Here is a 19220-nt window from a genome sequence, read left to right on the forward strand (position 1 = left end):
AATAGTTCGTTTTTTGTCGGGAACAGTGATAAGGTTCCCGATAAGGAACAGCTATGCCCTTACCCGGAACGGAGTTTCATACAGGAAAGGTAGGCACCAGATGGCATTGCATATAACGAACGCTGACCTCAAGGCGTTCGCCGAAAAGAGGATCAACCTCAAGATTGAGGAGGTCAGTGCCGGCAGAGACCGCGTGCGCTTCCTGCGAAAGCGACTGGAAGACCACATCGCCAACAACCCTGGGTTCTCGTTGGTGAGAATGCTCCATGCGGGCAGCGTGGCCAAGGGAACGGGTCTCTCCGGCCTCAACGACATGGACGTCGCGGTCTACGTCGAGGCCGACTCATTTGGCGACGAGAGCCTCGTCCTATGGATGACGGACCGCCTTCGCGAGGTCTACGGCGCCACCATTGCCAATGATGCCGTTCAGTCGGGCACCTACTGCCCGACGATCACCTTCGCGTCCGGGTTCAACGTCGATGTTGTCCCCGTCCTTGACGAAGGGGATGCCGACGGCAAGGGCTACCTCGTCGCCAAGGACACCGGCGAGCGGCTGCTGACCAGCATTCCGCTGCACCTGGAATTCATCCGAGCGCGTAAGAGCGAACACCCGGGCAATCTTGCTCAGGTCATCCGGTACTTGAAGTGGTGGATCCGCAACCAGAAGCGCGACGACGAGACTTTCAAGTTCAAGTCGTTCATGGCAGAACTGATCGTCGCTCATCTGTCCGACAGCGGGGTCTTCTTCAGCGACCACATCGATGCGCTGACAGCAGTGTTCGAGTACATCGTCGACAGCGGTCTCAATGATCGCATCGCGTTCGACGACTACTACACGGCCAGCGATCTCCCCGCTGGCTCGACTGCCGCAATTGAGATCTTCGATCCAGTCAACCCCAACAACAACGTCGCAGTCCACTACACCAACCAGGACCGCCAACGCATCGTGGCCCGAGCCGAAACGGCCCTCGATGCCCTCATCGAAGCGGGCTTCGCCACCACCAAAGCTCAGGCGATCGCTTGTTGGCAGATCGTTCTCGGCACGACTTTCAAGGGCTGATTCTCATGAGCATGACAACAACGCACACCAGCACCTTCACGATCGCGAACGCCCGATACGTGACATCCAAGATCAAGGCCGATCTCAAACTGCTGCAGAGAGCCTATGGCTTGCCGACGGATGCCGACATCGATGCCTACGGCGAAGAAGCCGCCCAGCTCCTCAAGGGTGGTTATCTGGGCACGGTGACCTACGGCTATCGCCGCAATGGGTCCTGGGTAGTGGCGCTGAGGTACACCGCACGGAACGATGGGACGCTAGCCGCCGATGACCGCGCGGGCGGGATCCCTCGCGGAGTAGATGTCGCTGGAGCACAGTTCTACTCCTACCTCACGCACAGTCCGAAGTGGAACTCTCTGACAGAGAGCGAGCGCAGCAGCATAGAGAACTCATTGCCCATATCGCGGACAGGAGCTCCTGAGCCCGGCACGAATGGTGGCTATTGGAGCTCAGACCGGCACTACTCATCAAACGGCACCGGTGTTGCACGAGGGGCGTTCAGACCGCTATGAACCAGGATCTCTTCGACGATGAACTTGAGCTGCCCGACCGTTCAGCCCAGCAACGGCTGGATCGTCTCGTCGGGCTCGACCCGATCAAGGCCGCGTTATTTGCCAACGCTACGGTGTTGCTTGATCCCAGCGCGTTGCGGACGTGGTCTTCCGCCGCCCACGGCTCGGTGCTGCCGATCGTCGAGACATTCGCCGAGCGAACACCCCTGTTCGTGCTTGCTGGCGATGTCGGCACTGGGAAGTCCACTCTGGCAGAGACTTTCGCCCAGCAAGTGGCGAAAGACCGCAAGATCAACGTCTCGGTGCTCCGTCTCAGCCTCCGCTCTCGAGGCGCGGGCGCGGTTGGCGAGATGACACGTCTTCTCGGGGAAGCCTTCGACGAGGTCATCAGGCGTAGTCGGAACCTGCGCAGCGGGGACGCGATCGTGCTGATCATCGATGAAGCCGATGCGATCGCCCAGTCCCGCGAATTCGGACAGATGCATCACGAAGACCGGGCCGGAGTGAATGCCCTCATCCGCGGGATCGACACCTTGGCGGCTGAGCGCCGTCCCGCCCTGGTAGTGATGTGCACCAACAGGCTGAGCGCCCTGGACCCGGCCGTTCGGCGTCGGGCCGCAGCTGCATTCGAGTTCACTCGACCTGACGATCCTCACCGCTTAGAGGTATTCAGTCAAGCACTAACTGGCTGCGGACTGAGCTCGACTGAAATCGAGAAGCTCGTCGATCTAACCGGAGACACCGGACGGGGATACGGCTACACCTACTCCGATCTTGTGCATCGCGTTCTCCCAGATGCTGTCTTGAAGGCGTTCCCAGATCGGCCGATCACGATCGACGTGGTCGCTGATGCGATCGCGGCCAACCCGCCGACGCCACCCTTTCAGTACGAATGACGGCCCTCAACGCGACATCGAAGCCAAGCAGCTCCGGAGCCCGGATCACCGGCGACGACCTGCAACACCTTGTGGTGTGGTACTGGTGCCTGCGTGCAATCGCCGACCCGGACGGCATTACATCGGTAGCCGTCGAGGCCGATGACGCCGGGAACGTCGACGACGTCGTAGTTCACTTCGCCGACGACAAATCCAAGTTCATTCAGGTCAAGGCAGCGGTCGCGAGCGCGTACTTGGCAAGCATTGATTGGCTAACGGATCGACCGAAGCGAACGGGAGCCGGTAAGCCGTCGCCTAGCTTGCTTCAAAAGCTGCACAAGTCTTGGGTCGACCTCGGCCGCCCAGCTACGGGCCTAGAGCTCATCACAGGAAGACCCCTAGACGGCAGCGACCGTGTGCTCGCGCTGATTGATCGTCACAATTCAATCGGCACAGGTCTGCGCCGTGCCAGTACTCAAGCGCTCGCGAAAGCGCGGGGAGAACTAGCCGGTCACCTCGAATGCACGGAGGAAGAGCTCTGTTCGCTTCTTGATGCTCTCGCTATCCGCGTCGGACAGACTGAGGCAGAATGGCTATCGCGTGTCGCTGATGTTGCAGCTAGCGCGGGCATTCGAGCCGACGAATCAGAAGTGGGCGTCGCACTTGCCTGGGTCCGAAACTGGGTAAAGGACACACGAGACCCGCGCACACCAGAACAGATCGCCACAGCAGCAGACTCCATGGGACTTCGGATTGAAAACCCTAGAACCGTCATCGTCATCCAAGGGCTGCGACGAGAGCCAGTTGACGATGCCAGCCATGTCTTGGATTGGGTCGAACGATTTAGGGGCGCGGAAGCATCAAACCGTCGTGGAATGATCAACCCGGCGGATTGGAACGGAGTCCTGTCGGATGATCTCGCTGCGCTGCGTGCGTCTCTCATTGAGCAGAACAACCAGCGCGTCCTAGTGCGGGGCGCGCTGCGTTTGCCGTGCTGGTTCGCGCTGGGTGCGGCACTCCGAGGCGTCGCAGGATTCCACCTCGCTGTGGAATACCGAGACGGGATCTGGGTCGCAAACCAGAACCGCATAACCGATCGCACCGTCAACATCCTCACTGACGAACTGCGAGGCAACGGCCCGACTCTCATTGTCTTGGCTATATCGACTGATCGTACCGATGACGTCCGGCATACGCTGCTGTCGTCAAGGCATGGCCGGCTCGTAACCCTGACGATTGAGGAGGGGCCGCATCAGTCGCTGCTTGCTGACGCCGATGATGCGCTGTCAGCGGCGGTAGCAATCCGAGACTGGATCCGAGCCAACATCGATAGCCGCGAGATCGACCTCGTTCTGATGGCGCCAGCACCATTCGCGGCATTCCTCGGCTGGTCATGGGATCGGATGCAAACGACGACGATTTACGAGGATCTATCGAACGAGGGATACGAGGCAGCATTCACTATTTCCAGCTAGATCAACCTGCGATGTATCGCTCTCTTAGGCTAATTGGAGCAAACTTCGTTGTTGATATGCGTGCGAAGTCAGACTGTGGAGAGGATCAAATTGAAGCAAGGAAGGGATGAGCCGGAGGCAGAGGATTTCCAGGACGGGGTTCGTCCTGCCAGGCGGATGATCATGGTCCCGGGATCCGGAATTGGCAAGGTTGCCAAAATGAGGCGACTGGCGATGGACGTCATGAAGCTTCTTGCTCTGCCAGTTCTGGCTCTCGTCACCAACTTCTTCTGGGGAACCATTGGATTTGGAGTTGAATCAGTCTTGACCCCGCTGAACCTGCGTCCGGGAGTTGTACTTTTCCTCTTGTCATTGCCGGTCCCAATAGTTCAAGTAGTTAAGGAAATAAAGAGAATTCGACGGCTAAGGTCGCTAACAGATGACGTCGAGCCGAGACTGACCCTAGGAGAACTGCGTAAGTTGAAGATGTGTCAGGGCTCTGGCAGTTCATCTCTCAAGGCGCGGCATTGGAAGGATGGTCGGTGCCAACACTGTTTTGCATCTCCCGACTTGGTTGGCAAACGTATTGGGGACCATCTCATTCCACAGGCATACATTGGTGTAATGCCGGTCGAGTGCGATCCTCGGCTGGTCGCGATCTGGAACCGATAGACCAGCGTTGTCTGGCGTTTTCTGAGGTTGCAAGCGCCGAGAGGGCACAGGAATTCGTAGGTCGCCCTACCGGCTGGCTGATCAAGAGGACCCAAGTCGTTGCTGAACCCTTCGTAAAGCGTAGCCGTGGCGACTTGCTGGCTGATCGGGAGTGACGCGGACCTAGCGATGCCTCGTTGAAATGGTTGGGGCGTGTATGCCTGGGCTATGGCTGTTGGTCTTGTCGTGTCGGATATGGATCGCGCTGCGCTAGGGCGTGTTGACAAACGCCGAAACGGCGCTGAATTGAACAATCACCTAGTCATTCACCTCCACCCATAAGTCTATTCGATTTTATGGATCGCCCCCGCCCCCTCCCAGTGACAGCTTTCACAGCGTTTCCCCTGGTCAAGAAATTGTCACTCTCCTCTGCAAAATGGGTTGTGCGAAGGCAAGCAACTCATATCAGACCGGCAGTGGGGCCTCATAGCGCCCCTGCTGCCCAAAGAGCGCGGTAGGCCGGGGAGGCCGTACTCGGCGGCCCACAGGGTCACCGTGGAGGCCATCATGTGGATCGCCAGGACCGGCGCTCCGTGGAGGGACCTCCCAGAGCGCTTCGGCAGGTGGAACACCGTCTACCGCCGGTTCCGCCGCTGGTCGCAGTCCGGGGTGTTCTCGCGGGTGCTCGCGGCACTGGACCACCAGCTCAACCTGGGCGCCGCCATGGTGGACGGCACGTTCGTCAAGGCCCACCAGCACGCGGCCGGTGCAATAAAATGGGCAGCCCGCCCGACGCCTCCTGAGACCTGCAAGCCATTGGGAGGAGCCGCGGCGGACTCACCACGAAGATCACCGTTCTCACCGACCTCCAGGGAAGGTTCGCCCGGTTCTCGCTGAGGCCGGGGCATGCCTACGAGGGCAGGGAGCTGATCCCCCTGCTCGAATGCGTGCCGACCCCAGATCGGCTGTTGGCCGACAAAGCATACGATAGCAGGAGGAACCGCGCCCACCTGGCAGGCGGCGGCACCGAGGCGGTCATCCCGCCCCAGCGCAACACCTGGGGCAAGTCGTCGGAGCCGGAGTGCGACATGAACGCCTACAAAGCGCGCCACCTCGTGAAGAACGCCTTTGCCGACCTCAAGCAGTTCCGCGGGATCGCCAACCGCTACTGCAAGCTGGCCGAGACGCTCTCGGAGCTGCTGTCGCTGGTGTTCTGGCACCTCAACACCAAGGAGGGCCGCAGGGGGGCGTCGCCGCACTCTCGCTAGGCGCTGCTGTGCTACTTTCTTCGGCGTCACCGAGAGCGCTATTTCCACGCGTCCATGTCTATGCGATGCGGAGTCGCCCAGCGCGGCTCCCTTCGGTGTGGACGTGTGTGCTCTCGGTGACACTTGGGCATCAACTCCGACCGAAGGGGGCCACCCGAATGGAACCGCGCCGCAAGATCACGCTCGGAGTACGGCTTGTCGCAGTCGCCCTCGTGGGACTCGTGGTCCTTTTGGCGGCTGCGGCGTCGTGTGGTGGCGACGAGTGGGAGTACACCCCTCCCCCCAGGACGGCCGAGAGCAGGCCGACCGCCCCCGCCACCCCGACTCCGACTTCGAGAGCGCATGCACCCACGCTCCATGGGGAGTGTCCTTACGAATATCAACGTAGTGGCAAGTCCTTCACGTTCAGCACCTTCATCCTCAGCTCCGACGAGTTCTACGGCACCAGCCCCGACAAGAGGCCGGAGGCGGCCCGGCAGAAGGCCGTCGAGCGGCACTGCGGGGACCTCGTGAGGCGCAGCGAGCCCGAGGAGGCGGTCATCGCGGGCCAGAGGGAGGCCGGTCTCCACTGCATGAGCGGCTGGGACGGCAACTACGACGCCCTGGAGGACCTGGTCCGCCCGCAGCTGTTCGACCCGGGGAGCATGGACACGGTGCTCACAGAGGTCGCCCCGGTCAACGAGGACGGCAAGCATCCGGTGACGATGGACTTCACGGCCACCGACGCCTACGGGAACACCGTCCGGATGACCGCCTTCGGCCTGGCCGACAACAAGACCTGCGGGGCCGAGCTGCTGTGGATCCAGTAGACGCTGACCCGTCCTAAGTGGGCCGAAGTGAGAAGCCCGTGCTACAAGAGCGCGGCTACAGAAAGGAAATGCCCATGACTGAGGACAGAAGCGCTCGTGCGAAGGTGCAGGGGTACAAGGAGGAACTGATCGCTGATTCAGAGAAAGAGCAGAAAGCCACCGACGCTCTGCTCGCCCTGATAGAGCAGGTGGAGATACTGACTGACATGGTAGAGCCCTATCGAGCCAACGACATTTGGCATTGGGCACAGGGAATTATCGAGCACGTCAAGGGCAGCCGCTGATCCTCTCTCCATCTTCTGTCAGCAGTGAGAGCTTTGACCCCTCAACCGCCTGGGCGGAAATTGCATCATCAACCTGCTCGGTGACGACCACCTCCGCCTCGGCCACTCTCCTTTGCAGATCTACCCAGCGGCGGACGATGTGGGGTGTTTGTGAGTACTCGGCTCCGTAGAAGTCGCTATCGGGGTCCGTGTTCACGTTCCCCCGTGTTTTCGCAGGAAGGGTCTCGCGAGGCATAGTTTGTAAACAGGCCCAAAAACTATGATTCAGGAAAGTTCTGTGTGATCCACGCCGCAGAGTCCGCGAGAATGTCGTGGCAACCGGGCTTCACGGCTGGCACCACCTGCCGATAGCTGCCGCGCCTCTCCGTGTAGTGCTCGAAGCACTCCCGCTGCACGTCCAATGGCTCGGTCGTGGGGGCATCAAGAGACAGAAGCCCCCTCTCGTCCAGACCGCCGCAGTCCTGTAGTTCTACTGCGGCCCACCCTGCATCTGAGACTTCAAGGAGCCTCTCCTCGGACGAGTTGCCGGTGAGATGGCTGTGCTCGAGCTCCCACTCGCGCATGGCTTCACGCCGATCCGGTCTATTCATGCGAAGGAACTTTCTCTGGTCCGCGACCTCTGCCGTCCAGTCGTTCACAGCTGGACAGGGCTCTCCGTCGTTGGACTTGCCTGCAATGTGCCAGAAAGTCGAGAACGCAACAAGACCTATGAGAATGGTCGCGATGTACTCGGGGTTGTGCTTCCACCACTTGATAAGCAGCGACATCCGGTCTCCTGGTCGGTCCAATCAGCTGCGTTGCGATTTGGCAGCTTCTTCATCTCTTCGCTGTCGTTCGGCTGCCGCAATCAAGAGCTGATGGGCCTCGTTTGGGCCTTGGTCAAAGAAGCCTTTGGGCCAGTCCAGCACCCCGCCAACTTCGTTAAGTTTGACATCTCGGAAGTTCGTGTCGCCTTGATCATCTCGCTCAGCAAACAGGATTGCGACTCGTTCTAGAAGTTCGTCTGAGTCGTCTTCGGCAATGCGCCGGCGCAACCGCAGGACCATGTACTCACTGTGGGTCTCGACGAGAATTCTCTGACCCCAGTTGGTGCAGGCGATTAGAAAATCGGCAAGGCGCTGCTGGGCAGCTGGATGAAGGTGCAGTTCAGGTTGTTCCAGAATGACCAAAGCACCGGGGCCAGCTACCAAGCATTGGACAATCACGGGGAGTAGTTGGCTAACTCCCACGCCAACCGCATTGAGGGGGACTGGTTCGTCGAGTCCAGGCGGCACGATCTCAATGTTGTAGACAAGCGGTGTTTTCTCATCGACAGCCAGGGAGTCAGCAAGCTCAAAGAAACGAAGCCACTGGTTTACGGCTTCTTCAAGAGTTACTTCGGTTTCATGGTCATCTGGAAGGGGGTACCGATTCTTCTCAGATAGTTTCGCTTGAAGAATTGCTGCTACATGCTCCCCAGAAACACCAACATGTCCCGAGTCAGGGTCTGATGCACTCCCAAAAGGTAGATGGGGCGCATGGCGTAGAGGCCCCACGTAGGAAACGCGACTTGCAAGGTATCTAGAGAAGGCACGTTGTGCACCAACCAGAGGTTGCATCATATCGTCGTCAAAGATGTCGCAGATCAATTGTAGCAACTCTGCGGTTCTGTCTTCTATCCACCCTTTGTCGGTGGAATCTAGATCCTTATACCAACGGACCAACTCTGGATACTTATCGGGTGGATCTCGCCTTACTATTCCCTCAATTGCCAACTGGACAAAGTGGTCATGGTCTTGAATATATTGGTGATCATCCTCAGCATCAGTGTGAGTGTCGTGAGCCTGTCTAGTGACTTCTTTAAACCACTTTTCGACTTGCTGGGATGGTTCAAAGAACGGGACAAATAGAGAGGAACACTGCCCGCTAGAGACCTTAGCTTGGTCTATCGGGATGGATAGGTCCAAGTGCTGATCTATATCAAGCTCTCCATGTCGATCTAATTCTATTGTCAATTGTCCACTAAAGTTGTCAAAGTCTCCGTCATATTCGAACCCACCAACACCTAATTCAGATGGATCATACCCCAGAGTATCTCGTTCAAGATCTAATTTGATTGTCCAGAAGGAGCCCTTTGCACAAGTTCGGATGGTGCCAATTTGTGCAGATCCGGATAGGTTTTCAAAGCGGCCGTCGAATCCTAGCGACCAATAGCCCGTTACTCTCTCGACTTCGGAGTTTTCTAGATCCTCACGCTTTTTTCGATTAGAGCGGAATCTCGGACCGGCATTCCTTAGGACATCTCCTCGATCTGTCTCGAACTGAAGAGCTATCGTCATGTATTGATACCGATCGAGCTTCTGACTTAACAAGGACCAAAATGTGCCAAGGCGGCCGTACTCACCGTTTAGGGGAAATCGCCTGCCATCGATTCTTTGCTTTGAGTTTTGTGCAAGTGCCAATACAGCTTGAAGCAGTGTGCTTTTGCCAGATGAATTCGAACCTGAAACGACTGTCAGAGGCTTAGTGTGAATTTGAGCAGACTTGATGGATTTGAAGTTTCGCAACTCTATACCAGTTAGACTTGTAGATCTTGGAGTTCTGAAATCGTAACGTGGCCTAGACATTATGCTGCCTCCTGTAAGGGAGTATCGATCATTGATTCGAAGTCAACAAGATCTTCTCTGGATCCAACTTCTGCGGATATTGTCGAAGAAATTACCTTATGAGTGTGTTCTCCGATCAATTGAGCAGCACGCTGTTGATCTGGCGAAAGCTGTGGATAGGAGTCCAAGAACCGATCACGAAATTCGGAGGTGGTTGATACCATTGCGATTCGTCGTTCCCATCCACGTTTAGGGAGCAAGTCCTTTAGAACCTCAATCTCTCCTATATTCGCATCCAGTGTCGGGAATTCTAGGTCGTGGTAGCGGCGGCGGTAGTGTTCTGTGAGGACGTCGAACTCCAGCGAAAGGGCTCGTCTAGCGGGATAGCTTGGGTCGATCCCTTCAGGTTGGAGCGGTTGACCTCGGAGAAGGGCTATATCGGCAGGTTCGTCGCTCCACGAGAGTTTCTCTAGCTCCTCTAGGATCGGGATTTCGATTGCACCGACACGCTGTCGAATTTGGACTGACCAGATGGGTCCGTGGAATCGGGTCAGGACGGCGACTTCATATCCTAGGCCGGTTGCCTTAGGAGTGAGGACGGCGTCTACCGAAGTAGCAAACTCAGTCTCTGTAATGGCCAACATGCCGTGGAAATGACCCTTGCCAACGTCGACAACTACCAAGAGGCGACCACTGGCGTTGGCATCGCCAAAGGGACCGACGACGACGATATCGCCAGGCATTAGGTCGGTGGGTTCCTGCTCACGGAACTCGTCGCACACCACCGTTGGGTTGCGAAGAGCACGTTGTAGCCAATCGGGTGCCTTCGCAATACCGCTCATTGGTCCACTGCCTGGCTGAGACGAAGATAGAGCACCTGCGCGATCTGAGGAGTCTGTGCGAATTCCATATCGCCTGCCTCAGATGCCAATAGCTCGCGCAGCCGGTCGAAAGCTTCAGACTTTCGCCTGGCGGTGGTAGGCCTGCTCATGCCTAGCTGGGAGGCCAAATCAGAGTCGGAGACGCCGGACAGCTTGGCGTACAGAATCTGTTGATCCTCTTCGGAGATCTCTCCCAAAAGGCTGTTCACAATGTCCTCCAACTCGAATTCCGCGCTGGCCTGCTCGGCAGGCCAGTTCTGTCCTTCATCTAATTCAAGGAATTCTGGAAGCCAAGATGTCAACGCCTCGCGAAGAATCTGGCCGAAATCGTCTATAGACAGGCTGGTGCCTGTAGCACGGAAGCAATGGGAGGCAACTTGAGCCAAGACCTCTGACCGGAACACAGGTGACGATCGTTCGCCAGTGGCTTGCGACGTGGGAAGAAGTCGAACAGCAGCGGCCGCTTGACGCAGGCTTTCGTCGCTAGGTGCTTCGATGCCGACATCTGACCCGACGGGTCGATATCTCGTCGGTACCGATCCGCGGACTGGTTCATAGGTATCTCCATCTAACAGGTCTGCTAGGCGGGCAAGAAGGCGATCCACCACCGTGCGCCGTCGGCGTCTAGCCAATTCCCGACGGACTCGGAACCGCAGCAGACGTCTCACGTCGTCGATGGATCGAGAGACATCCAGGATGTAGGCGAGCTGTCCTTGGTGAAGAAGTTGTTCGACGGTGACGTCTTGAACAAGCTCGTCTATCTCACCGTCGCTCCAGGCCCGCTCGGCAACGGCGTAGACCGCAGGATCGTAGCGACGAGTGACCTCGGTGCAGGCCGTTTGCACCTCACCCAGCCATCGCTGGCCGATTCTCTGGCTAGCAGCTTCGGCAAGGAGAAGGTCGAACTCCGGGCCGTTCATCGTCGCCCTCTCCGGCGTGTTTGACTGCTAGACGCATCTCTGCTCATTGCCCATTCCAAGACGTCTTTGTCTGGCTCCGTGCAGGAGTAATCGGTCAAGTGAGACCTATCCACATGAATGAGGTTTGTATTGATGTAGCCATCTTTGTTTATCCGGCAAGTTTCTGAACCGCAGTTGCCTTGGTGGGCAATGTGTTGGAGCCCTTCTGGGTGAGACGTTGATCGCGGAAGTACGGAAATACGCACGTCTAGAGTCGAAGTTACGAGGAATGGGTGGATTCCTTGTTGCCCCTCGGGTGCTCGGAAACCGCTCACCTCATTCGCGATAGTGAACCAGTCGCCGAGTCTTGGCTGGTGAGTTGTCATGTAGTCGGTTCCGCTCGGATGCGGGAGGGGGGAACGGGTGATGAGGATAGTCAGGGAAAGGGTGAATCTGTTAAACGAATTGTTGAGTGTGCCCGAGCCTTCCGCGATCGGTTGGATCGTCGGTTGGGGTGAACCTGAGATGAACACCTTCACTTCCTCAGCGGGGGGTTTGGACTGAGGGGTAGGGTGGCGGGCACAACTGAAGCCCAGGGGAGGAGGGCCTATGTTCCCGTCTCGGTTCGACCTTGTCGTGGCTCAGACCGTCGCGGAGGCGGTGGAGGCCAAGGTGGACGCGGGGGAGGGGGGTCGGTTCCTTGCCGGGGGCCAGAGTCTCATCCCCATGATGAAGATGCGGGTGGCGTTCCCCGAGACGCTCATCGACATCAATCGCATCGGCGGCTTGGATACCATCGAGCGGGCCAACGGCCACCTTCAGGTTGGAGCGTTAGTCCGCCATGCCGATGTGGTGGTATCGGATGCCACTTTTGGAGCCGTTGCCGCCGCTGCCCCGTGGGTGGCTGATCCGCTGGTGCGCAACCGGGGGACCATGTGCGGCTCGGTGGCCCACTGCGACCCGGAGGGCGACTGGAACTCGGTGCTGTTGGCTACCGGGGCCGATGTGATCGCCCAGGGGCCCAGCGGCGAGCGGTCGATCTCCATTGCCGACTTCGTGGATGGGGCGTTCACCTCCACGCTGGGCGAAGACGAGCTGGTGGTCGGGCTCCGCATCCCGGTTCCGTCGGGGCGCTCCGGTGGGTCCTACCTCAAGCTGGAGCGCAAGATCGGCGACTATGCCACCGTGGCGGTGGCCTCCCATCTGGAGCTGGACGACGCTGGGACCATCGCCGCGGCGGGGCTGGCCCTGACATCGGTCAACCCCATCAACACCAAGGTGGGCGATGCCGAGGCGCTGTTGGTGGGCCAGCAGCCCTCGGAGGAGCTGTTTGCTGAGGCCGCTGAGATGGCCGCGGCCGCTGCCGAGCCCCGCGACGACGTCCGGGGCACCGCCGCCTGGAAGCGCCAGGTGGTCCGCACCTACACCAAGCGGGGGCTGGCCGCCGCCGCCCAGCAGGCCGAAGGGAGCTGACATGGAAGTCAACATCACCATCAACGGTTCCGACCACGCCAGCGACGTGGAGCCCCGCACTCTGCTGGTGGACCACATCCGCCGCACGGTCGGGCTCACCGGCACCCACGTGGGCTGCGACACCACCAGTTGCGGGGCCTGCACCGTGCTGATGGACGGCAAGCCGGTCAAGGCCTGTACGGTGCTGGCCGCGCAGGCCGACGGGTCGGAGGTCACCACCGTGGAGGGCCTCAAGGGTGCCGACGGTCTGCACCCCATCCAGTCGGCATTCACCGACGACCACGGCCTCCAGTGCGGGTTCTGCACCCCAGGCATGATGCTGGTGGGCGCCTCGCTCATCGCCGAGAACCCCGACCCGTCTGACGACGACGTGCGCTGGGCCATCTCGGGGAACCTGTGCCGGTGTACCGGCTACATCAACATCGTCAAGGCCATCCAGACGGCAGCAGCCCGGGTGGCCGCTGCCAGCGAGTCCAACGGAAGCTGAGGAGCGATCATGGCTGCACCAACAACTCCCGCTGAGATCGGCGGCGTTGGCCACAGCGTCCAGCGCAAAGAGGACGCCCGGCTGATCGAGGGCCAAGGCAACTTCCTCGACGACATCGATCTGCCCAACACGCTGCATATGGCCATCCTGCGCTCACCGCTGGCCCACGCCCGCATCAACGGCATCGACTCCTCAGCAGCCACCGCCCTCGACGGCGTGGTGGCCGTGGTCACCGGCGATCTGATGGACCAGCACGGCCTGGCCTGGATGCCCACCCTGTCGGGCGACACCCAGGCGGTACTGGCCACCGACAAGGTGCGCTACCAGGGCCAGGAGGTGGCCGCGGTCATCGCCACCGATCCCTACATCGCCACCGACGCCCTCGAGCTCATCGAGGTGGACTACGAGGAACTGCCTCCCATCACCACACCCCAGCAGTCTCTGGAAGAGGGGGCGGCGCTGATTCGGGACGAGAAGGAGGGCCAGACCGACAATCTGGCCTACACCTGGGAGACCGGTGACCAGGGCGCTACCGAGGAAGCCTTCGCAAAGGCCGACCGGGTAGTCACCCTGGAGACCCACTATCCCCGCTCGCACCCTGCTCCGTTGGAGACGTGCGGCATCGTGGCCGACGTCAACTCGGTGACCGGCCAGGCCACCATCTACATGACCTCTCAGGCCCCCCACGCCCACCGGACGCTGTTCGCCATGGTGGCCGGGCTGCCTGAGCAGAACATCCGCATCGTCAGCCCCGACATCGGCGGCGGCTTCGGCAACAAGGTGCCCATCTACCCCGGCTACGTGGTGGCCACCGCGGCTTCGCTGCTTATCGGCCAGCCGGTGAAGTGGGTGGAGAGCCGCACCGAGAACCTCATCTCCACCGGCTTCGCCCGCGACTACTACATGAAGGGCGAGCTGGCCGTTACCGACGAGGGCCGCATCCTGGGCCTGCGGGTAAACATGCTGTCGGACCAGGGGGCGTTCTACTCCGATGCCCAGCCCACCCAGTTCCGGGCCGGGCTGTTCCACGTGGTCACCGGCAGCTACGACTTCCCCGCCGCCCATATCGACTGCAAAGGGGCGTTCACCAACAAGGCCCCCGGCGGGGTGGCTTACCGGTGCTCGTTCCGCATCACCGAGGCCTCCTATCTCATCGAGCGCCTTGTGCAGAACGCGGCCTATGAGGTGGGCATCGATCCCGCCGAGATGCGGCTGCGCAACTTCATCCAGCCCGAGCAGTTCCCCTACGAGACGGCCACCGGCTTCGTGTATGACTCCGGCGACTATCCCACCGCACTGCGCACCGCCATGGACGAGGTGGGCTACGAGGACCTGCGCCGGGAGCAGGCCGAAGCTCGGGCCGAGGGACGGCTCATGGGCATCGGAATCGCCCACTTCACCGAGGCGGTGGGGGCAGGGCCGTCGCGCACCTACGACATCGCGGGTTTGAAGATGATCGACTCCGCCGAGCTGCGGGTACACCCCACCGGCAAGGCCATCTTGAAGCTGGGGGTGAAGACCCAGGGCCAGGGCCACGAGACCACGTTCGCCCAGATCGTGGCTGAGGTGCTGGGAATACCGGCCAACGACATCAAGGTGGAGCACGGCGACACCGACCACACCCCCTACGGGCTGGGCACCTACGCGTCACGCTCCACGCCGGTGGGCGGGGCGGCCACCGCGGTGGTGGCCCGAAAGCTGGCCGACAAGTCCAAGAAGATTGCTGCCCACTTGCTAGAAGCAGCCGACGAGGACATCGAGCTGGCCTCGGGAGTGTTCTCGGTGGCCGGCAGCCCCGACCGGTCGGTCACCATCCAAGACGTGGCCCTGGCCGCCTACACCAATCTGCCCGAGGGCATGGAGTACGGACTGGAAGACGTCACTTACTACGACCCGCCCAACCTCACCTACCCCTACGGCAGCTACATCGTGGTGGTCGAGGTGGATCCCGACACCGGGGTGTGGCAGGTGCAGCGCATGGTGGCGCTGGATGACTGCGGGGTGCGGATCAACCCGATGATCGTGGAAGGCCAGATCTGCGGCGGGCTCACCGAGGGCTTCGCCATGTCGGCCATGCAGTGGATCACCTTCGACGACGACGGCAACTGCATCGGGGCCAACTTCATGGACTACCTGGTGCCCACCGCCTGGGAGACCCCCCGCTTCGAGCTGCTGGCCACCGAAGTGCCCTCGCCTCACCATCCCATCGGGGCCAAGGGCGTCGGCGAGTCGGCCACTGTGGGGTCGCCCGCCGCGTTCGTGAACGCGGTGATCGACGCGGTGGCCCATCTGGGCGTCCGCAACATCGACATGCCGGTACTGCCCGATCGGGTGTGGGCCGCCATCGACGAGGCCAGCTAGTCGAGTCGATGCCATGAATGTCGACGTCATGGCTCGGGCGGTGGAGTTGCGCCAGCAGCGCCAGCCGTTCGTGATGGCCTCGGTGATATGGCGGCGTGCGCCGTCATCGGGCCAGCAGGGGTCGCAAGCGGTGATTCTGCCCGACGGCTCAGTGCGGGGTTGGCTGGGCGGGGCGTGCGCTGAGCCCACCGTGATCGTGGAGGCGCTGGCCTGCTTGGACCATGGCGAACCCCGGCTGTTGTGTCTGGGTCCATCGGACGGTCGAAGCCGAAGCCGGAATACCGACACTGATTCGACCGACGAACACAGCGACGGGCTGCGCTCGATTGCCATGGCGTGTGATTCGGAGGGAGCGATGGAGATCTATCTGGAGCCGAGTCTGCCCGCCCCCCAAGTGGTGGTGATCGGGCGGTCACCGGCGGTGGACGCCATCGCCGCGGTGGCCACCGCCGTCGGCTGGGATGCGGTGATCGTCGACGACGGGGGCCAGCCCGACGACCATGAGCGCCCAGAGATCGTGCGCACCAGCCTGGATCTGAGCGGTCTGACCGTTGACCAGGCCACCGCAGTGGTGGTGGCCACCCAGGGGCACTATGACGATTTGGCGCTGGCTGCCGCTTTGGGCACCGATGCCGGCTACATCGGTCTGGTGGCATCGGCCAAGCGGGCCGAGGCCATGAACGACTACCTCAGCACCCAGGGGTTCGGTGAAGACGATCTGGCCCGGATCAGCTCTCCGGCCGGTTTGAACCTGGGCCGCGTTCCCAATCGGGAGATCGCGGCTGCCATCATGGCCGACCTGGTGGCCCGCCGGGCCGAGGGCCGCCTCGCAGCCGACACCGAGGCCGCGTCTCAAGACCGCCCGGTAGAGGCCGTCGACCCGGTGTGCGGCATGACCGTGCTGGTGGCCGACGCCCGCTACCGCTCCATCCACGGCGGCACCACCTACTACTTCTGCGCTCCCGGCTGCCAACAGCGCTTCGAGGCCCAGCCTGCCGAGTTTGTCTCCTAGACCGCCCCGGCTTGGGCTGGTTCAGGCGGCAGGGTGGAGAACTACGTCGAGGGTCTCGGGGGAGCGGAGCACGATGCCGGTGTCGGGGGGCACCTCGTCGGCGAACTCGAACCGGTCGAACCGTTCGATCAAGTACTCCAGGGTTCGCTCCATCTCCAGTTTGGCCAGCAGCGAGCCGGTGCAGGTGTGGGGGCCGGCCCCGAACGCCCGAACCGGGCCGATAGGGGTGTAGTTGGGGCGCTCGGCCCCCTCGAATCGGCCCACGTCGAACACATCGGGGTTGTCGAACCGGTCGGGGTCGTGGTTGGCGCTGGCGATGAAGCCCATGAGCTTGCTCTCCGCGGGGATCACCGTGCCGCTGACCTCCATGTCTTGTTTGGCCATGCGCACGATGGCCTGGACCGGGGGGCGGAAGCGGAGGATCTCGGTGGCCGCCGAGCTGGCCAGCGACGGATCGTCCTTCAGGCGCTGCCACTGCTCGGGCTGCAGGATGAGGTGCTTGACCAGGTTGGCCAGCGCCCGGTCGGTGGTCTCGATGCCGGCCGACAGCAAGAAGGCGGTGAAACTGCGGACCTCATCGTCGGACAGCCGCTCGCCCTCGTACTCCATGGAGCACAGGTCGGACAGCAGCTCGTCGCCGGGACAGCCGCGGCGCTCCTCGATGCTGGGGGTGACGAAGTCGTAGAGCTCGTCTCGGGCCACCTCGCCCCGGGAGTGGACCTCTGGGTCTTGGGCGAAGTTGGAGGTACCTGCCGCGACGATGTCGTTGTACCAGTTCCGGAAGTTGCTGGCCGCTCCCATGTCCATCAGCTCGGCGATGGCCCCCAGTGGCACCGGCTCGGTGAGGCCGGTGCGCAGATCGGCCACCTCGGGGGCCACCGGCAGCTCGTCGCCGTACTCGTGGACCAACCCGGACACGATCTCCTCGATGGTGGAGCCTAGATAGCGGGGGCCCCGCAAACGCTTGGCCAAGATGGCGTCTTTGCGGCGGTGCTCGTCGCCCGACATCTGCAAGATGGCCCGGCCGAAGATGCTGGACGTGCCCGGCCGGTTCATCAGCGCCCCGAAGTTCTCGGTGTCCTCCAGCATGGCGGTGATGTCGTCCCACCGGGTCAACACCCAGGCCTGGAGCGGTTCAGCCCACACCACCGGGGCCTCTTCGCGCATCCGGCGGAAGGCCGGATAGGGGTCGGCCCCCACGTTGTCGGTCAGATAGGCGTTGAAGTCTTCAGCGACCGATCTGGAATCCGGCAACGTGGGGGCCTTTCGATTAGACGATTCGGCTAGCCGATCTCGATGCCGTACTGGCCGTCGAAGCTGTCGGCGTAGAAGCTGAACGGATTGGCCGGCACCATGCCGCCGGAGGCGGGATCCAGAGAGAACGCCGCGCCGCACTGGCTGTGGTTGCTAGCGCTCCAGTCGATCGGGCAGGTGATGCCCATGGTGTCGAATGTGCCCTTCAAAGCCTCGGTCAGGCTCTCGCGGCTCAATTCGCCGGTTTCCGCAGCCCGCTCCACGGCCTGGTGGAACACGTAGCCGTTGAGGAAGCCGTGGGAGAAGTTCAGGTTCAGGTGCTCGCCGTCGTGGCCGGCCAGCGTTGCACACCGCTCCATGTCAGCCGAGGCTGCGATGTTGTTGTTGGCGGTCATGAAGGAGTGCATGCCGAAGGTCTGGTCGCTGACCGACTCCGGCCCCTCGGTCCAGATCGAGTTAGCGGCGATGCCGTGGATGCCGATGATGGGAATGTCGGTTATGCCCACGTCGGCCATGCCCTGCATGACCACCAGGCCCGCGCCCGGCGAGCCGTGGAGGGTCACGTAATTCACGCCCTGCTCGTCAATGCCGGCTTGCAGCTCCACCATTTGAGCGGTGACCTCGGTGGCACCCGGCGCCACGTACAAGGTGTTGACGTAGGTACCGCCACCCTTTTCGACCGACTGCTCCACGTAGGCGGCGAACTCGGTGCCGGAGGGCACCTCGAGGCTGATGCCCATGACCACGGCGTTCTCGATGCCGCCGACGGTGGCGGCAATGTGTCCGGCAGCCAGGTCGGCCTGGTCGCCGTAGTGGGCCAGATTGTTGAAGTACTGGTCACCCTCGAGCTGGATGTCGATGGTCTGAGGTGGGCCGATCACCGGCAGGTTCAGGGCCTCGACGTCGGGCTGGAGCTGGGTGCTGATGTGCGAGCCGCCCAAGCCGAGCAGGGCGATCACCTTGTCGTCCTCGGTGAGTTTGGTGAAGTTGATGGCCGCGGTCTCGGCGCTGAACTGGTCGTCCTCGGGCAGATAATCAATCATCCGTCCCAAGATGCCGCCACTCTCGTTGACGCACTCGAAGTAGGCCTCGATGCCGTGGCTGTTGAACGACTGCGACGAGGCGGTCGGCCCGGTCAGGTCTCCCATCCAGCCGACCTTGATCGAGTCGGAGGTAACCCCGTTGTCGGGATTGTCGGGCACGCCCATATCGGGAGCCTCTGTGGGAGCCGGTGCCGCGGTGGCAGCCTCCGTCGGGGCAGCAGTCGGTGCCGGAGCAGCCGGTGCATCATCGTCATCGTTGCCGCACGCCGCTGCGATAAGCGCGAACGCAAAGAGCACGACTGCCAGTTTGAG

At 61.3% G+C, this 19220-nt stretch carries 19 protein-coding genes; 12 read left to right on the top strand and 7 right to left on the bottom strand.

The genetic code is table 11. The features are described 5' to 3' along the window. The first annotated feature begins 13 nt into the window (after positions 1-13). The 8 genes from ACOGI7_RS01065 (at position 14) to ACOGI7_RS01100 (ending at position 6913) form a co-directional block, all read left to right on the top strand. A complete protein-coding gene (locus ACOGI7_RS01065; RefSeq protein ID WP_419850083.1) occupies positions 14-1060 on the top strand; it encodes a CBASS oligonucleotide cyclase in 1047 nt (348 codons plus the stop codon). Between the two features lie 5 nt (positions 1061-1065). Continuing rightward, positions 1066-1572 (top strand): hypothetical protein, encoded by a 507-nt coding sequence (locus ACOGI7_RS01070; protein WP_419850084.1) that lies wholly within the window; start codon positions 1066-1068, stop codon positions 1570-1572. After that, positions 1569-2468 carry an AAA family ATPase gene (locus ACOGI7_RS01075; RefSeq protein WP_419850085.1) on the top strand — a complete coding sequence of 300 codons (900 nt, stop codon included), beginning with the start codon at positions 1569-1571 and terminating at the stop codon, positions 2466-2468. Before ACOGI7_RS01070 ends, ACOGI7_RS01075 begins: the two co-directional genes overlap by 4 nt. Continuing rightward, entirely contained in the window at positions 2465-3922 is a 1458-nt protein-coding gene (locus tag ACOGI7_RS01080; protein ID WP_419850086.1) for an SAVED domain-containing protein, read from the top strand. The genes ACOGI7_RS01075 and ACOGI7_RS01080 overlap by 4 nt, the downstream gene beginning before the upstream one ends. Positions 3923-4993: 1071 nt before the next feature. After that, positions 4994-5449 (top strand): IS5 family transposase, encoded by a 456-nt coding sequence (locus ACOGI7_RS01085; RefSeq protein ID WP_419850087.1) that lies wholly within the window; start codon positions 4994-4996, stop codon positions 5447-5449. Further along, positions 5401-5820: a transposase gene (locus ACOGI7_RS01090; protein WP_419851437.1), complete on the top strand. Its 420-nt coding sequence runs from the start codon at positions 5401-5403 to the stop codon at positions 5818-5820. The genes ACOGI7_RS01085 and ACOGI7_RS01090 overlap by 49 nt, the downstream gene beginning before the upstream one ends. Positions 5821-5978: 158 nt before the next feature. Beyond that, on the top strand, positions 5979-6629 hold the full coding sequence (locus ACOGI7_RS01095; RefSeq protein ID WP_419850088.1) for a hypothetical protein: 651 nt from the start codon (positions 5979-5981) through the stop codon (positions 6627-6629). A gap of 74 nt (positions 6630-6703) precedes the next feature. Continuing rightward, positions 6704-6913, top strand: coding sequence for a hypothetical protein (locus ACOGI7_RS01100; RefSeq protein WP_419850089.1), 210 nt, complete (start codon positions 6704-6706; stop codon positions 6911-6913). On the opposite strand, the gene ACOGI7_RS01105 is transcribed toward ACOGI7_RS01100, so the two are convergent. The 5 genes from ACOGI7_RS01105 to ACOGI7_RS01125 form a co-directional block, all read right to left on the bottom strand. After that, positions 6897-7109, bottom strand: a complete 213-nt coding sequence (locus tag ACOGI7_RS01105; protein ID WP_419850090.1) for a hypothetical protein — start codon at positions 7107-7109, stop codon at positions 6897-6899. The genes ACOGI7_RS01100 and ACOGI7_RS01105 overlap by 17 nt on opposite strands. Before the next feature lie 61 nt (positions 7110-7170). Beyond that, positions 7171-7680 carry a hypothetical protein gene (locus ACOGI7_RS01110; RefSeq protein WP_419850091.1) on the bottom strand — a complete coding sequence of 170 codons (510 nt, stop codon included), beginning with the start codon at positions 7678-7680 and terminating at the stop codon, positions 7171-7173. 21 nt (positions 7681-7701) lie between these two features. Continuing rightward, a complete protein-coding gene (locus ACOGI7_RS01115) occupies positions 7702-9519 on the bottom strand; it encodes a DUF3696 domain-containing protein (RefSeq protein WP_419850092.1) in 1818 nt (605 codons plus the stop codon). Beyond that, positions 9519-10340 carry a hypothetical protein gene (locus ACOGI7_RS01120; protein WP_419850093.1) on the bottom strand — a complete coding sequence of 274 codons (822 nt, stop codon included), beginning with the start codon at positions 10338-10340 and terminating at the stop codon, positions 9519-9521. The genes ACOGI7_RS01115 and ACOGI7_RS01120 overlap by 1 nt, the downstream gene beginning before the upstream one ends. After that, positions 10337-11299, bottom strand: a complete 963-nt coding sequence (locus ACOGI7_RS01125; RefSeq protein ID WP_419850094.1) for a hypothetical protein — start codon at positions 11297-11299, stop codon at positions 10337-10339. The genes ACOGI7_RS01120 and ACOGI7_RS01125 overlap by 4 nt, the downstream gene beginning before the upstream one ends. A gap of 588 nt (positions 11300-11887) precedes the next feature. Here ACOGI7_RS01125 and ACOGI7_RS01130 point away from each other — a divergent pair. The 4 genes from ACOGI7_RS01130 to ACOGI7_RS01145 are packed head-to-tail and all read left to right on the top strand — an operon-like array spanning position 11888 to position 16611. Continuing rightward, the gene (locus ACOGI7_RS01130; protein WP_419850095.1) at positions 11888-12751 is read left to right on the top strand and encodes an FAD binding domain-containing protein; all 864 of its coding nucleotides are present in this window, start codon (positions 11888-11890) and stop codon (positions 12749-12751) included. 1 nt (position 12752) lies between these two features. Further along, on the top strand, positions 12753-13238 hold the full coding sequence (locus ACOGI7_RS01135) for a (2Fe-2S)-binding protein (protein WP_419850096.1): 486 nt from the start codon (positions 12753-12755) through the stop codon (positions 13236-13238). A gap of 9 nt (positions 13239-13247) precedes the next feature. Beyond that, positions 13248-15599 (top strand): aerobic carbon-monoxide dehydrogenase large subunit, encoded by a 2352-nt coding sequence (locus ACOGI7_RS01140; protein WP_419850097.1) that lies wholly within the window; start codon positions 13248-13250, stop codon positions 15597-15599. 13 nt (positions 15600-15612) lie between these two features. Next, a complete protein-coding gene (locus ACOGI7_RS01145) occupies positions 15613-16611 on the top strand; it encodes an XdhC family protein (RefSeq protein ID WP_419850098.1) in 999 nt (332 codons plus the stop codon). Positions 16612-16632: 21 nt separating this feature from the next. Here the strand turns inward: ACOGI7_RS01145 and ACOGI7_RS01150 are convergent, their stop codons facing one another. Both ACOGI7_RS01150 and ACOGI7_RS01155 read right to left on the bottom strand, forming a co-directional pair. Further along, the gene (locus ACOGI7_RS01150; RefSeq protein ID WP_419850099.1) at positions 16633-17865 is read right to left on the bottom strand and encodes a cytochrome P450; all 1233 of its coding nucleotides are present in this window, start codon (positions 17863-17865) and stop codon (positions 16633-16635) included. 29 nt (positions 17866-17894) lie between these two features. Further along, positions 17895-19205: an ABC transporter substrate-binding protein gene (locus ACOGI7_RS01155; protein WP_419850100.1), complete on the bottom strand. Its 1311-nt coding sequence runs from the start codon at positions 19203-19205 to the stop codon at positions 17895-17897. Between the last annotated feature and the right edge of the window lie 15 nt (positions 19206-19220).

The sequence above is a fragment of the Candidatus Poriferisocius sp. genome, from assembly GCF_965204145.1.
Taxonomy (GTDB): domain Bacteria; phylum Actinomycetota; class Acidimicrobiia; order Acidimicrobiales; family Bin134; genus Poriferisocius.

What these genes read in the sequence shown, in the direction of transcription:
- ACOGI7_RS01130 (WP_419850095.1), top strand. Translation starts at nt 11,888, where the DNA reads ATGTTCCCGTCTCGGTTCGACCTTGTCGTGGCTCAGACCGTCGCGGAG.
- ACOGI7_RS01100 (WP_419850089.1), top strand. Translation starts at nt 6,704, where the DNA reads ATGACTGAGGACAGAAGCGCTCGTGCGAAGGTGCAGGGGTACAAGGAG.
- ACOGI7_RS01145 (WP_419850098.1), top strand. Translation starts at nt 15,613, where the DNA reads ATGAATGTCGACGTCATGGCTCGGGCGGTGGAGTTGCGCCAGCAGCGC.
- ACOGI7_RS01140 (WP_419850097.1), top strand. Translation starts at nt 13,248, where the DNA reads ATGGCTGCACCAACAACTCCCGCTGAGATCGGCGGCGTTGGCCACAGC.
- ACOGI7_RS01120 (WP_419850093.1), bottom strand. Translation starts at nt 10,340, where the DNA reads ATGAGCGGTATTGCGAAGGCACCCGATTGGCTACAACGTGCTCTTCGC.
- ACOGI7_RS01075 (WP_419850085.1), top strand. Translation starts at nt 1,569, where the DNA reads ATGAACCAGGATCTCTTCGACGATGAACTTGAGCTGCCCGACCGTTCA.
- ACOGI7_RS01095 (WP_419850088.1), top strand. Translation starts at nt 5,979, where the DNA reads ATGGAACCGCGCCGCAAGATCACGCTCGGAGTACGGCTTGTCGCAGTC.
- ACOGI7_RS01115 (WP_419850092.1), bottom strand. Translation starts at nt 9,519, where the DNA reads ATGTCTAGGCCACGTTACGATTTCAGAACTCCAAGATCTACAAGTCTA.
- ACOGI7_RS01080 (WP_419850086.1), top strand. Translation starts at nt 2,465, where the DNA reads ATGACGGCCCTCAACGCGACATCGAAGCCAAGCAGCTCCGGAGCCCGG.
- ACOGI7_RS01135 (WP_419850096.1), top strand. Translation starts at nt 12,753, where the DNA reads ATGGAAGTCAACATCACCATCAACGGTTCCGACCACGCCAGCGACGTG.
- ACOGI7_RS01110 (WP_419850091.1), bottom strand. Translation starts at nt 7,680, where the DNA reads ATGTCGCTGCTTATCAAGTGGTGGAAGCACAACCCCGAGTACATCGCG.
- ACOGI7_RS01125 (WP_419850094.1), bottom strand. Translation starts at nt 11,299, where the DNA reads ATGAACGGCCCGGAGTTCGACCTTCTCCTTGCCGAAGCTGCTAGCCAG.
- ACOGI7_RS01070 (WP_419850084.1), top strand. Translation starts at nt 1,066, where the DNA reads ATGAGCATGACAACAACGCACACCAGCACCTTCACGATCGCGAACGCC.